At 42.6% G+C, this 14,069-nt stretch carries 12 protein-coding genes; 1 reads left to right on the forward strand and 11 read right to left on the reverse strand.

Translation table 11 applies throughout. From position 1 onward, the window contains the following. Positions 1 to 116 precede the first annotated feature (116 nt). The 8 genes from C161_RS21180 to C161_RS21210 form a co-directional block, all read right to left on the reverse strand. Positions 117 to 716 carry a hypothetical protein gene (locus C161_RS21180; RefSeq protein WP_036672580.1) on the reverse strand — a complete coding sequence of 200 codons (600 nt, stop codon included), beginning with the start codon at positions 714 to 716 and terminating at the stop codon, positions 117 to 119. 464 nt (positions 717 to 1,180) lie between these two features. Next, positions 1,181 to 3,622, reverse strand: a complete 2,442-nt coding sequence (locus tag C161_RS21185; protein ID WP_036672581.1) for a DEAD/DEAH box helicase family protein — start codon at positions 3,620 to 3,622, stop codon at positions 1,181 to 1,183. Further along, entirely contained in the window at positions 3,606 to 3,932 is a 327-nt protein-coding gene (locus C161_RS21190) for a nucleoside triphosphate pyrophosphohydrolase (RefSeq protein WP_036672582.1), read from the reverse strand. The genes C161_RS21185 and C161_RS21190 overlap by 17 nt, the downstream gene beginning before the upstream one ends. Before the next feature lie 225 nt (positions 3,933 to 4,157). Further along, positions 4,158 to 4,655, reverse strand: a complete 498-nt coding sequence (locus C161_RS21195) for a hypothetical protein (protein WP_036606227.1) — start codon at positions 4,653 to 4,655, stop codon at positions 4,158 to 4,160. A 40-nt stretch (positions 4,656 to 4,695) separates the two neighbouring features. Further along, entirely contained in the window at positions 4,696 to 5,145 is a 450-nt protein-coding gene (locus C161_RS21200; RefSeq protein ID WP_143781108.1) for a hypothetical protein, read from the reverse strand. Between the two features lie 28 nt (positions 5,146 to 5,173). Next, the gene (locus tag C161_RS31650) at positions 5,174 to 6,298 is read right to left on the reverse strand and encodes a WXG100 family type VII secretion target (protein ID WP_051446974.1); all 1,125 of its coding nucleotides are present in this window, start codon (positions 6,296 to 6,298) and stop codon (positions 5,174 to 5,176) included. A 160-nt stretch (positions 6,299 to 6,458) separates the two neighbouring features. Then, positions 6,459 to 6,683 (reverse strand): hypothetical protein, encoded by a 225-nt coding sequence (locus C161_RS33095; protein ID WP_235193879.1) that lies wholly within the window; start codon positions 6,681 to 6,683, stop codon positions 6,459 to 6,461. Between the two features lie 193 nt (positions 6,684 to 6,876). Next, positions 6,877 to 7,392, reverse strand: a complete 516-nt coding sequence (locus C161_RS21210; RefSeq protein WP_051446973.1) for a hypothetical protein — start codon at positions 7,390 to 7,392, stop codon at positions 6,877 to 6,879. Between the two features lie 141 nt (positions 7,393 to 7,533). On the opposite strand from C161_RS21210, the gene C161_RS21215 reads away from it, so the two are divergent. Next, positions 7,534 to 7,875: a helix-turn-helix domain-containing protein gene (locus C161_RS21215; RefSeq protein WP_036606225.1), complete on the forward strand. Its 342-nt coding sequence runs from the start codon at positions 7,534 to 7,536 to the stop codon at positions 7,873 to 7,875. Between the two features lie 72 nt (positions 7,876 to 7,947). Here C161_RS21215 and C161_RS21220 read toward each other — a convergent pair whose 3' ends face one another. The 3 genes from C161_RS21220 to C161_RS21230 are packed head-to-tail and all read right to left on the reverse strand — an operon-like array spanning position 7,948 to position 13,857. Next, the gene (locus C161_RS21220; RefSeq protein ID WP_036606224.1) at positions 7,948 to 9,807 is read right to left on the reverse strand and encodes a DUF2075 domain-containing protein; all 1,860 of its coding nucleotides are present in this window, start codon (positions 9,805 to 9,807) and stop codon (positions 7,948 to 7,950) included. A gap of 37 nt (positions 9,808 to 9,844) precedes the next feature. Then, positions 9,845 to 10,666, reverse strand: coding sequence for a hypothetical protein (locus tag C161_RS21225; RefSeq protein ID WP_036606223.1), 822 nt, complete (start codon positions 10,664 to 10,666; stop codon positions 9,845 to 9,847). 53 nt (positions 10,667 to 10,719) lie between these two features. Beyond that, on the reverse strand, positions 10,720 to 13,857 hold the full coding sequence (locus tag C161_RS21230) for a DEAD/DEAH box helicase (RefSeq protein WP_036672584.1): 3,138 nt from the start codon (positions 13,855 to 13,857) through the stop codon (positions 10,720 to 10,722). Between the last annotated feature and the right edge of the window lie 212 nt (positions 13,858 to 14,069).

The raw sequence follows: 14,069 nt of genomic DNA on the forward strand, positions 1-14,069 counted from the left end.
CAATGGTAATATCAATTAAACGCCCCATTATGTAAATGATCAATCTAATAAACCCATGGCTAGAGCACCTTAGCCATGGGTTTATTAGATTGATATTTTAATTTCGAGAAATGTTTTTATCTGAACTCACCGGCTAAATCAACTCCGTCAAATGTAGCCTTTGGATAATAATAAACAAACATAGGTAGGCCTGTGAATGAATCAGACTTATTTAAGGTAAGGAAATCCACTTTGCCGGACGATGTCTGGCTTACTGTATTGTTATAGATCTTACCTATTGCTCCAGTTTCAAAATTTACAATACCTACACAATCAATTTTAACTTCTGCTCGGATGTTTCTTTTTATGCCAGCTGTGTCCCATGCGTCCATATAGAAATTCCAACTATTTTTACCGAATCCGTTATCGTATTCTACATAACCAGTTAAAGCTAATGTTTTATTGTTACCTGTGAAAAATTTCTTTGAGACCGAAAAGACTGATACGTCCCCTTTATTTTGAATATATGTTATATTATTGTTTAAAGCTGAGTTTTCTTTTAAATATTGTGTATCTTCGTCAGAAAATGGTTCGTTAACTTCATACTTATCTAGTATATTTTGTATTTTTAAGGCTGTATCATCCTCACCTGTACTTGCGTGGGCTGAATTAGTAAAAAGAACGGAAATGGATATTGAAACCAAGAATAATGTCAATAACATACTGATCTTCTTCACTTTAAATACCTCCTAAAAATTATTATGAAAGGGGTTTCGACAATGCACATTGTGTGGAATAATATACTTATTCTCGTTGTTAGCCTTCTTATCTTAGCTGGACTAGTTTCTGGCACAATCTACTTTTTAATAAAAAATAGATCTAAATAGTTCACCTCCTTATGACGATACCACTTCCATATATTATATATTATTCAATAAATTATAATAAAACCCTCTTTTAATATTAATAATGTCTAATCTTTTTTAAGTTGATATATTTGTTGTTCGATCTCTCTGCAATTATTAGACAGTTCCCCCTATTCGAATAATATAAGTGAACTACAAAAAGTTAATTTCAAGTAAGCAAAAAGCGTACCACTACTCCATTGGTACGCTTTTTGCTTTCTCTTCTTGGTAAATTTTTATTTGCCAAGTAAAATTTCAATTTGACTGACTGTATAAGAACTTCTTCTCGCTACTTATCAATAACTTCCTCGCTCAAAATACGTATGCAGCCGATACAGACATATTTCCCGTGTCCAGCGATATAACACTGCCTGTTCCTCCCTATCATGCACTTTTACATTCAGCGAGAACACGCCATTCTCGAAACGGGTCATACTACTCTTCGCCCCGCTCCACTTGGACATTGGCATGTCGATAATCAACTTTTCAATCTCCGTTGCCGTCTTCTCATTCCATTCCCATAGCGCAAGTTTGCCTTTGTCCGAAAAGTCTTTCCGTTTCCGATATTCCTTCTCCGTCAGGTACGTATGGAAAAAACTCGCCATCTCCCCCGGCGTGATCGGGTCCATCCAGTGCGCTTCGCCTCGCTCCAGCATGTACAGCAGCACGATCATTTTGTAGCTTTTGTTCATGAGTGTCTTCTCCACATCACGCAGCCACGCCTCATGCCGGACGTACACCTCTCCCTCAGCAGGGGACAGCAGCTCCGCCCAATAGAGAAATCCAACATAGGAACCAAAATCGCTTCGATATCCGATACTCTTCGAACGCCCCATCAGATGCAACTCCAGATAAGTCGGAATACGCCCCAGCTCTCGCTTCACATCCAAAAAATCCTGATGCAGCTTCTCGCGGCGCGGCAGCCGTTTGCGGCTTAGCTCCTGAAGCAGATTCACCACTCGGGTCTCCAGATGAATCCCGCAGTTGTCTGGAACTTCCGGTACAGCCGAATCCCGGTCTTTCGCGGTTCCCTCCAGCTCCCCGCGCACATCCAGCAGACTCAACTTTACATCCGCATTGCGGTAATTCCCGATCAGGTCAATGATGACGCAATGTGATTTGCCTTCCGCCAGCCGCAAACCGCGACCTACCTGCTGAGTGAACACCGTAAGCGACTCCGTTGGACGCACAAAGAGTAGCGTGTCTACACTCGGAATATCCGTACCTTCATTGAACAGGTCCACCGTTAACACAACCTCCAACTCACCCGCATCAAGCTGCCGAATCGCTTCCTCCCGCGACATTTCCGATGTTCGCGAATGAAGACTGAGCACCTTCACCCCCTGACTGCGAAAATACGCAGCCAAATAATCCGCCTGACGGATCGACGAGCAAAAACCAATCGTTCTCGTCTGCTTGTGTCGGACCCAGGCTGCATAGATCGTCTCTACATGCTCCTCTTGCAATTGAACGGCCATGAGCTGTTCTTCATCATACTTTGTCCCGATCCAGCGAATCTGCGAATAGTCCGTATCGTCGAATACCCCGTAATATTGAAATGGCGCCAGCCAACCTCGCCGGATCGCTTCAATAAAATGCATCTGGTAAGCCACATTCCCATCACAGAGCGCATACACATCCTTGCCATCCAGCCGATCCGGGGTAGCCGTAATGCCCAGAAGGAACTTAGGCTGAAAATGCTCAATCACTGACATGTACGTCTTCGCCGCCGCATGATGAAACTCATCCACCACAATCAGATCAAAGGCATCCACCGCAAATCCATCCCGGTGCTTCTGCATACTCAGCGTAAAGATCGAAGCATACACACAATCCGCCGCCCCATCCTTGTACTGTCCGTTATAGATCCCATGACTGCGCTCCGGCATGATCCGCTGAAAAGACTTCTTCGCCTGGAACAAAATCTCTTCCCGGTGCGCCACAAACAGCACCCGCTGGAACCGCTGGGCGAAGAAACCCGCCAGATACGTTTTGCCAAGCCCGGTCGCCATGACGACCATCGCTTTGTCGTACTGCTCCTCCATCGTGCCCTGGAGTGCTTCAAGCGCATCCAACTGCGCCAAACGCGGCTGAATCGGGGCAAGCGACAGCTCGGCGGCTTCTTCCTCTTTGTCCTCAGGTAGCCCCGTCTCGAACTCTGCTTCTTCCATCTCCATGATCCGCTGGATCATCTCCGGGTTCTTCTGGTGATATTTGCGGTACTCTTCCTCATACAGCGCAATCGAATCCGGGTTCACTGGCAAGGTTGTCTCGTGGTAGAAGCTCTGCATGAATTTGTCCAAAGCCATCTGGAACGTATACGGCTCCGCTTCCGCATTCATCGCCAGATTCCATTCATACCCCGTCTTGAGCGCCGTGAACGAAAAGTTAGACGAGCCGACAATCAGCAGTCCTTCCCCGTTGTCATGATCGAACAGATACGCTTTCGGGTGAAAAGAAGTGCCCATACTTCGCCACAGCCGTGTCTCAATTCGGGGATGAACCTCACACAGCGCCCGCAATCCTTCTGGCTGTGTTATGTACAGATAATCTCCCGCGAGCATCCGCACCTCGGTCCCACGCTCCGCCGCCCGCTTTAAGTGCGGGGCCAGCAGCTTCACACCAGACTGCATAATAAAGGACGTCATAATATAAATCCCGGATGCATGTTGCATCCGGGCAATCAGTTCGTCTGCCAAGTTATCTGTAATGAGTTTAACGTTAAGCTTCGTCGACATCGATCAGATACACCCGTTCCTGGAATCCACCACGCTCCTCGGCTTTGTCTGCTCGAAGCTTATCCAACTGGGCCGCATTCGCCCCGTGTACCTCCGCCAACGCCCGGATGACCTCCAGCATGTCGGCTAGTTCTTCTAGGGCTTCCTGATCACTCGCTGCATTTACGTACTCATCCGATTCTTCTTGCAACTTCGTTCTTAATTCTTGCTTATACTCCTCCGGGTCCAGAATGCGTGTGCGGCATTCCTTACCGCTGGATGTGATAATATGCGGGATCTTGTCCCGCACCAATTTGTTGTATGTAGGCATGTGGTATAACATCCTTTCTGCTGTGAGAGCCTTCGAGCCTCGCGCTAGAATCTCCCTTTTTGCCATTATACCATTTGCCGTGGTAAGGGAAGGATTGATTTTGTAGTGCAGTAGATTCGATTGAGGAGATGAGAATAACCCATGACTACTCGTATTCGAGTTGAAATGGGCTTTCTGCCAATTAAAGTCTAATTGTTCTGCATCAAACTCTGGTTAAGAAGGATTCTAAGCCAACAGTTTTGCGATAATAGCATTAATATTCGTTGTTTCTTTATCAATCTCGACCAAGCAAGTGTCATCATCCATAGCTGGTTCATAACCGATTCTAACCTTCTCAATTGCATACTTGTTCTTAATATCAAGAATATACTCTATTAACTTCTGAGCTTTTAACGTTGTCTCTGAATTTTCTCCGCTGAACAATTCCTCTTCAGGAAAGTTAATTACAATATCTCCAAATTCCTCATCAAATGAGAATACAATCATCACGTCGTTAAAGGTATGACCCCGGTTAAGCTGAGACAACAATACATTTCCCGTTCCCTTAGGAGAAAGAATCTCTTCAAGGCTCTCTATTTGCTGAAATTCAATATCGTTTTCACTACGGTTATCATAAAAGTGAGAACTTTTGATCTGATCCGCCTGAATGTTCAAATCATTCTTAATGAATCGATCCAGATTATTTTTGTTAAAATCAATTAAAATGATTTCTAAACTTTGCACAATACAGACCCTCTTACATCAGGTAATTCTTCATATCACATTAATTCGGTATTGTAGGCGCATGTAGTTGCTTATGTTCCAACCCAAACCATTGCTCAATATGATTACATAACAATGGAATGTCTTGAATGGCTTGCTCACAGATTTCTTTATATGAATCTTGAAGCACTTCCTCAAGTTCCAAATTCACTTGATATGCCTCAGTTTGTTTAGCATGGTGCACATCCGCTGGCTCAATGACATAATTTTGATTTTTGGTTAAAGGACTTACATAGATCATCCACTCAAGGTTTCCCTTAAAGTGCTGAATACAATGCTTTAATTCCTCGTAAAGCTGATCAGCGTTATGGAATCTAAAATAAAAACCCGCAGGTTTCTCATATATCCGATTCGGATTATACATCTCTGTTCTATTCCATTCATACGAACCTAATTTGGCCAAGGTATACGCCATAAGTTCCGGCATAAGCACCTCTTCTTTACTTTTCATGTAAATACTTTTTGACACTTTATCCACCTCATTTGAGAGTACGTTTACTTACTACAATATCACCATTGTTCTGTCTACTCACTGTATCCATGTATTCCTTTACAGGAACGGGATCACTAGTCAGACGAGGATCATATATATATTTGCCATCAGAATATACAGTATGGTAAACGTATGATTTCATCTCCCCATACTCTTTAACTTGGATATCCTTTAATTCTGTCCTCGATTTAATCGTGAAAATCTCGCCTCTCCCACCTGCCGCATGAGCTAAATCATCTGCAATTTCCGAACAATCGTACGCTAGCTCTTTTTTGTAAAATTTCGACTTCGATTCCATCGTATTTAGAACCGCCGAATTCCCTATTACAGTAGTCGATTCCTTGGTTAATTTAGTTCCATGTTCAGGCGTGGGACTTTTATTAGAAGAAGTCCTCTCTCTCACACCATCTAACCTAGATTTTGATAGAACTGATCCATCTTTCGGAACCTTATAACCCCTATTATACGTTCCTGTAAAAGCCAACACGAGCTTAGCAGTCTGTAAACCTCCAATAGAAACTGCTGCTTGCCATGCAGGTATGGATTCTCCAGTTACGGGATGATGACCTTCCTTAAATGCGCTGATCTGTTCATCATATATATCTCCCCCACTAGACACCGGTTGCTTAGGCCCAGCCCTCATTTCCTCATAGGTACCACCCTGTTCCCAATACTTAACAAACTCCTTTTGCCCTGGCATCCCATCCTCTGCTTCACTGGCAGGCATGTTAACTCCAAACAAAGGGTTATATACCATTCGTCGTTGTTCTTCTGTGTTACTTATATTATGGTTCATCATTGTATGGACAGCAATCTGTCCAGCAACGGCTCCCAAGCTCACCTGTTCCTGATCTGCTTGTTCGAATCTCTCAGCAATCGCGAACAGATCTTGGGATGACTTAACCATACTTTCCAGTGCTCGATCAAGTACTGAACGTGACTGCTGAAAATCATAGAAAAATCGTTCTTGTGTTGCTCCCGCCCACTGAGACTGGATGAATCCGATCCGTGCGGTCAGGTCATTACGTATACCCTCCAACTGCTGCCTACCCTGCTCGATCTGTCTGGATACATACAACAGTTGCTCTGGTGTCACTTTAATTGTACTCATATCATTCTCCGCGTTTGAAATAGGATTTTACCATGTTAGCAGAAGCTTGATGTATATACATCCTTCTAACATCCTAATCTTTCCTTTCTCACCATAACAATATTTCCAACAACGTACTTCGTAGGTCTTAATTCAAAGGAAATCTTCTTAATCTCTTGATTTAACAGAAAATAATTAACAAACACACCAACGGGCACGCCGTTAACAATGCCGCTGTAAAACTGATCTGTGCCGCGACTCGTCCTCCGGTAAACTCTTGCCGTGAAAAGAACATCCAGATCGAGAGGTACGTAGCGCCTAGTGGGAATGAAATTATCCCTCTAAACGTACTCGGTTCCATGTATCCAGTCATCATGCTTTTACCAATTAGGATTAGAGTAACCAATTCCAATATAGATAATATGAAAAACACGATAGCAATCACTCTTTTCAAAATGTACACCTACTTTCTAGACGCAAAGCAAAGAGCATCCTTTGTATTCTCTGCATCATATATCCTTTATTTGGATGATGTCATCTTGTAAGCGTAACATAGATAAATCAAACATTTAACCCAAATGATCAATTAAAAAAACATCTTACTCTGATGAATCCTTCATCAAACGTGCAGATAGATCATCCAATATCTCTTCCGTTCGTTGAATAAGACTTTCGATGTTGTTTAGTTTTAGTGGTTGATCGTGTGGACAATCCTCCAAAGATGACATATGTTGCATCGTGCCGATGAACAATGCAATATCCAATCCGAGTTCAGTGTCCGTATGCACTAAAGGCAAGATTTCATTCATGGTGAGTTCTTTGGGGGGATGAACTGAATGATACTTATGGATATAAAGCGCCTTAATCATGGAAGCTAGAGCCCAATCACATAGAATTAGGCAGGCTTTAAACTGATTGTGATTACACATGATGGCGGAAAGTTTGAGATGATACTTAGCATGTTGGTGGTAGGCCATTATTGTGGTACGTAGCATGTGGTAAGCAGGAGTATGTTTGGAACTAGGTTGTGTGGAGATATCATGGTCTTGCAAACGTGGGGTAAAATCTACTTGGTGATTACAATGTGCTACGGTTATGGACCAATTTCTTGCCATTGTCATCCCTCCAAAGAGTTAATACCAGTATTATACAATAAAATGATACATATAGTAATCAATTAGATTATTTGTATTCTTCGTTTGGTGTTTACCTTGAGGAAACTTGTCTACACTTTTGAACATAGAGAGGTGAATACCATGAACGAGGACAGAGAAGTTCTGAAGCTGGTCGGAGCCAGAATTCGCGCACTACGCAAAGAAAGAGGGTATTCACAGGAATCCCTCGGAGAAAAAGGTGGATTTCATTTTTCATACATAGGACAGATCGAACGTGGAGAAAAGAATGTTTCTTTGGTAAACCTCGCAAAGATCGCTGAATCTTTGGATGTTAATTTGATTCAATTATTTGCTTATATAGAAGAAGAGTTTGAAGTAACTGAAGATGAGAAACAAATCAAAGAAATTGTACAACTGCTAAGAGATTCTTCTCCTGATAATATTCGAGTAGCCAAAAATGTTATTAAAGGAATATTGATGTGAAAGCACGAACCCTATCCGTCCATTTATGGACGGATAGGGTTTCTCTCTACTTTGCACAGTCCATGGTACACATCATTTTGAATTTGCTCTGCTACATAAATAATTCATCAATTCTTGATCCCGACAGTAAACATAACAACCTTTCATACCCCGAGACATCAAAATTTTATAAATATTTTTGATAAGTTTTGTTAGTTCCTCATTCTTAAATTTAAGCCCTCGTTTTCCCATTCTATCTTTGTACTCATCATAATCTGAATAAAGTTCCATTTTCTCCGAATCGAATTTAAGATCATTCCCTATAATTACGCCTACATAATCAAATTCAAGACCTTGAGATGTATGAACGCACCCGATCTGATCTATACCACTCTCATGAATTGCCCAGGTGCTTGATATAGAACGTGCATTCCAAGGCATAGCAAAACGATGTTCTTCAATAGTGACATCCGGAATTTCCCCATTGCGATTACCTTCTTTATCAGCTGTCCAATTCCAAGCAAATCCTGCTAACATCCTCGCCTTATATCCCTGATCGTTTTTACTTTTGATTAGATCGTATACTTCGTTAGGCGTATCTACTAATTTGAATTCAAAAGAATCTTGATCCCAACCATCGAAATTAGCGGTGGGACGAATCTGTAAAGCATCATCAACCCAATTCAAAAATCCTTCTGCTCCAGAACAACGGAACTGTGCTGCTAGTGAATATTCATGCACTTCCGAATCATATAGGGCAGCTAAACGTTTAATCTCGTCTATAGAACCTATATCTTCAGGACGAATACGTTGAAAGTCATCTATGAAAAACACATTCACTTTAGATGCTTTTATGATATCCTCGATCTGATTCTCCCCAAGATATTGATATGCTCCTTTACCTTTTAAACGATGCGCCTCATCCACTACAAGTACGTCGAACATATCAGCTGGCTCTTTGTAAAACTGACTTGATCCCGTAAATAACATCTTTGTCCTAGTTTTGTTTCTAGCTTGTCGCTGAGTCAAGGTCTCTACCATAACCGTCCGGAATGAAGCATTCGGGGCAATGAATTTAACATTCAACTTATTTTTAAGTAATCCACCAAGGGCATTCATAGATATCACTGATTTACCTGTTCCAGGCCCACCTTGCACAATGATTGTGCGTTTTACATCTGTTTGCTTGGCAAGGCTCATAATGGCCTCGTATGCAACCTTCTGCTCATCAAGTAAAACAAAATCAGAGTTCCCTTGAAATAATCCATCGATATGATCGATTAGCTTCTTGGAAGGACGAATCTTACCGTTCTCAATTAAATAAAGTAAATTAACTCCATTTCCTTCACCTACATGCCTTTTCAGAAAATCTTGAAGTTTAGATGCATCATCAGCTAGAAACAAAGGAGCTTCACGGATGATATCCTGATATTGATTATATTGGAGAGGGTCAGGCTGAACTTTTCTGTAATTATGTAGATATGCACATGAGTATCCGTTAATATCTTTAGAGTATACAGCCTCATTCATATCACTCAAATATTGTTTGTATGACCAAGCTTGATACGAAGGATGCGGTGTCTCTCTTGTCCTACCTCCTATAAAAGCCCTTACTACATCTTCTCGATCCATAGCCTCTACTGAATCCCATTGTTTTAACTCAACGATCACAAAGTTATCATTCTTCTGTTCATCCTGACCTGCAATGATAAAATCTATCCGCTTACTTGTAGAAGGAATATTATATTCAATCAATATTCCGCAGTCATCTGCTACCTTCGAATTACGGATAATTTTCTCCATAAACTGCATAGAGTTGTTCCAAGCTCGTACTTCCCCTTGATTAGGTCTTTTTCCCATGCCTTTAATGAATGCTTCTTCAATCTGAACTGTAATTTGGTTGTTATCAACTGATTCCCGGAAAGCTAATGCGTTACTGCTGTAGATAATCATGATGCGCCGCCTGTAATTGAATTAATTCATCTGATTTTTATATGTGATAATCTATTGATTCTTCTCCGTTTCTCAATAATCTTAAAAAATAAATTTTTTCAGAGAGTATCTCTGATCGTTGTTTTGTGCGGAATACTGTCGCTTCCTCAATATGTAACTCATTACCAAGTAAAAAATACTCATTATCAATAGGATAATAGATATACCATTTTATATTGTCCTTAGCCTTAATGTAAAAACACTCCTCAGAGTATTTATTGTATTTCTTCAATAGTTGCGTTGCTGTCTGAATTGTCAAAGCAACAAAACAAATATTCACGAAGGTAATGGTTAAAAGAATAGCTATAATAGAACCTAACAACTGTTCAATTATATTAAAGTTTATAGATAATTGACTTTCTAAAATTGTCGCAACTAAAAAACCAGGTATAAATGAGAACAAACATCCAATATGAAAAATAAAGATTATGGATACCACAATAAATTTATTGGCTTTTGGAAGTAATCTATCAAAAACATCTATCTTAAAATAAGATACATAAATTAGAACAACATAACTAGTAATAGTTCCCCATAGAATATAGTAGACAATGGACGAACTAATTTTAATTTCGTAAAAGAAAATAATTATAAGGCAACTACACAAAACAGAAAAAATAAAATTCATGAAAAATTTAAACATTCTAACATATAACTTCTTTTCTTTAGTGAAGAATAATTGCTCGATTTTAGTAGACGTTACAGTAGTTATTATTTGATTTTTTCTTATAAAAGCAACTAAAGTTCCAATGAAAACAATTATACTGCCCAGACCACTAATTTTTGATATTATTGACCATTCCGCAATTTGACTCCACACTTTCTTACAGCTCCATTCCAACTTATAATATAACTTATATTTTCAAATAATCTTCAAACAATACACTTATTCGCCACCGCCACCATCTTCGCAGGCATCTCTTCCCGCAGTCGCCATACAAAGCTCATCGGTTTGTTCCCCTCATGACTCACATAATCTGCTTCGCCCAGGAAAACAAATGGAGAGGTATAGTTATGCTCCTCCTTATACTCCCGCACGAACAGCACGATCCGGTGGCCTGTCTGGCGGTGATGAATATACCGCTGCGCGGTAGCTGTATGCTCCGACACCCTGCTCTGTGTCTGCCAGTGGAATAGACGCTCGTTAATCGCATAATCCTCGTACAATGTGGAGGGTGAGAAATCTTTGTCCGATTTGTTCAACGTAATGAAGAAAATATCGGTCTGTTCATCTGCAAAATACTTCACGCCTTCACGGAAGGCAGGTGATTGCTGGGCATTCCAGTAACCGAAGGCGGCAAGTACTTGGTCAATAGAGTACAGACAGTGGATATCCAGTGGACAAGTGTACGGGAACGAATTGCTTTTATCCACAAATCGCAGATGAGCCAGATTATATTTAAAAATATTCACAAGTTCTGCTCGGTATGCTTCACAAGACAGCACACGCTGCACACCCTCTTCGATGCTGGTCAGTCCTAGCTTCTCGGGCGCAGCTCGATGGAAGGTGTAATAGAACATAATCAACATGCGCCGTTCATCGGCGGTGGTTGCTTCTTTGCCTTTTTCAATAAAGTCGATCAGGAACGTCAGCCAGCTTCGGGAGTTAATCGTAAGCACAGACGGCAGTCTGCGGATGTACTCCTCGTATTCATCTTCGATGGGTGCTGTTAATCCGGCTTCGGCCAACATGCCGCGGAAATACCTTTTGCCCGTACGTCCACCATACAATTCAACTAGTGTCATCCCGTGATGTTCAACAAAATGAGCCAAGGTCAGCGGTAGTCCGGTGTCTTGCTGGAACGTTTGCAGCTTCTGGATCAACGCTCTGCGATTACGACTCATCTGCTTGAGGTTGCGCATGACGTATTCCTTCGCTTGTTTTTCCAATTGAATGAACGTGCCGCGAGGCAGGTTCGAAAAGCCGTTCTCGACGTAGTACGAGATGGAATGTTTGGTAGCGCCAATCAGGGCGCGGAATTTATCCTGGAACCTGTACTCCTGATGCGCTTGCCCGATGAAGTCGAGCACGGTCAGGCACTCTTTACCATCCGCCATCCGTAGTCCACGTCCCAACTGTTGCAGGAATACGGTCAGACTCTCGGTAGGACGCAGGAACAGGATGGTGTTCACCTCAGGGATATCCACGCCCTCATTGTACAGATCAACGACAAAGATCATGCGCAGTTCCCCGTTCACCAGCTGTCCTTTCGCAGAATGACGTTCCTGTTCGCTCGACCCGCCATGCAGGGCCATGGATGGAATGCCGGCTTCGTTAAATATTTTTGCCATATACATTGCATGATCCACCCCTACGCAGAAACCAAGCCCCTTCACATCGTCCAGATCGGTTACGTATTTGTTCAGACTTTGGATGATCTGGTTGGCACGGATTTTGTTATGAGTGTAGAGCTTCTCCAGTTCGTTCAGATCGTAGCCTTTACGCGACCACTTCACCTGAGATAGATCGACAGTATCGGTGACGCCAAAATATTGAAAAGGGCTCAGGAGCTTGCGGTCAATTGCATCGGTTAGACGGATCTCGGCGGCAATCGTATGATCGAAGTAGGCGGTAATGTCTTTGCCATCCATCCGTTCAGGCGTCGCGGTGAGTCCCAGCAAAATCTTCGGTTCGTAATGGGACAACAGCTTCTGGTATGAAGGTGCAGCCGCATGATGGAATTCATCCACAATGATGTAATCGTAATAGTCTGGGCTAGTGATCTCCGTCAGCTTCATGGAGTTAAGACTCTGAATACTAACAAACAAGTGATCCAGCGCCTCTGCTCGGTAATTCCCGACATGCAGCTCACCAAAGTTCATATCCTTCAGGATATACCGGAACGTGTCCCGACTTTGCTTCAAGATTTCTTCCCGATGGGCAACAAAAAGCAGCTTTGCTCCCGTATGGCTTGCCCGGAATCGCTTGTAGTCGAAGGCAGAGATGACCGTTTTGCCAACGCCTGTGGCGGCGACGATCAGGTTGCGGGTTCGTCCATACAACGTACGCTCGGCGTTCAGCTGTTCCAGCACTTCTTTTTGGTAATCGTAAGGCTGGATGTCGAGGTGAAAGTGGTTGGACTGATCTTTTTTACGATTCAGAGCCGCCTTCAACTGTGCCTCATGCCCTTCATCCTCAGCTACATATCGCGTGAATTCACGGTCATTCCAGTAACTCTCGAAGGTCGCTTCAATCTTGCGCAGCACATCGAGTGAATCTTTCTCCGTCACCTTGAGGTTCCACTCCATACCACTGGTCAGCGCTGGGTTGGATAGGTTAGAGGAGCCGACATAGGCTGTTGTGAACCCGGTATCGCGGTGGAAAATATACGTTTTGGCGTGCAGCCGGGTCACTTTGGTATCATACGAAATCTGGATCTCTGTGTTAGGTAATTTGCTGAGTTCAGTGATGGCCTTTAGGTCGGTTGCCTCCATATAGGTGGTCGTGATGATCCGCAGCTTCCCGCCACTAGCCGTGAACTGTTGAAGCTGTTCCAGCAGCAGGCGAAGTCCGCTGAATTTGATAAATGACACCAACCAGTCGATCCGATCGGCTGTCACGATCTCCTTTTGCAACTCCAATAACATACTCGGCTCGGACTTTGCACCTGTGAATAAAGAACTTTGGGAGATGGGCGTATCTGGACGAACGATTTTGGTATCCCGGACTGCACGAATGCTGTTCAGCTTGGAATACACATGGGTCAACACTTCCCCCTGCTCATCCAGTTGCAATTCATTGTACTCTTCTTCCCCCAGCGTACCTTTCAAGGTAGCAATAATCTCATTACACGTTCGAATCTGCGCCAATACTGCCGTTTTATCTTCCGTCTGTTCCCGCACAATCTTGAGCGCTCGCCGGGTTACCGCCGCCAAATACGTGGACAGCAGCTTGCGCGCTTCCTCTGCATTCAACTTCTCGGTCCCAATGTTATACACATCCGGGTCCAGCGCCGAAATCTCCTGTCTGGTGATGGTGTTGATAAGCTGTTCATATATGCCTTGTTTCATGAATGTACCTCGCGAGAGTTAGGATTTGTGGATAGTTCTCTATGTATATGTTAGCTGAAAGTTGCTTCTTCTATATTATCGACCAATCTGTGGAAGATTTCATTAGTTGTTTGATTTCATAGGAAAAAGCACCTTTACCTGTGGTCTGGTAGAAGTGCTTAATGATATGACTTTAAATCGTGCATAGATGTGCGCAACTCATATCATCTTTT

It is taken from the genome of Paenibacillus sp. FSL R5-192, assembly GCF_000517845.1.
Taxonomy (GTDB): domain Bacteria; phylum Bacillota; class Bacilli; order Paenibacillales; family Paenibacillaceae; genus Paenibacillus; species Paenibacillus amylolyticus.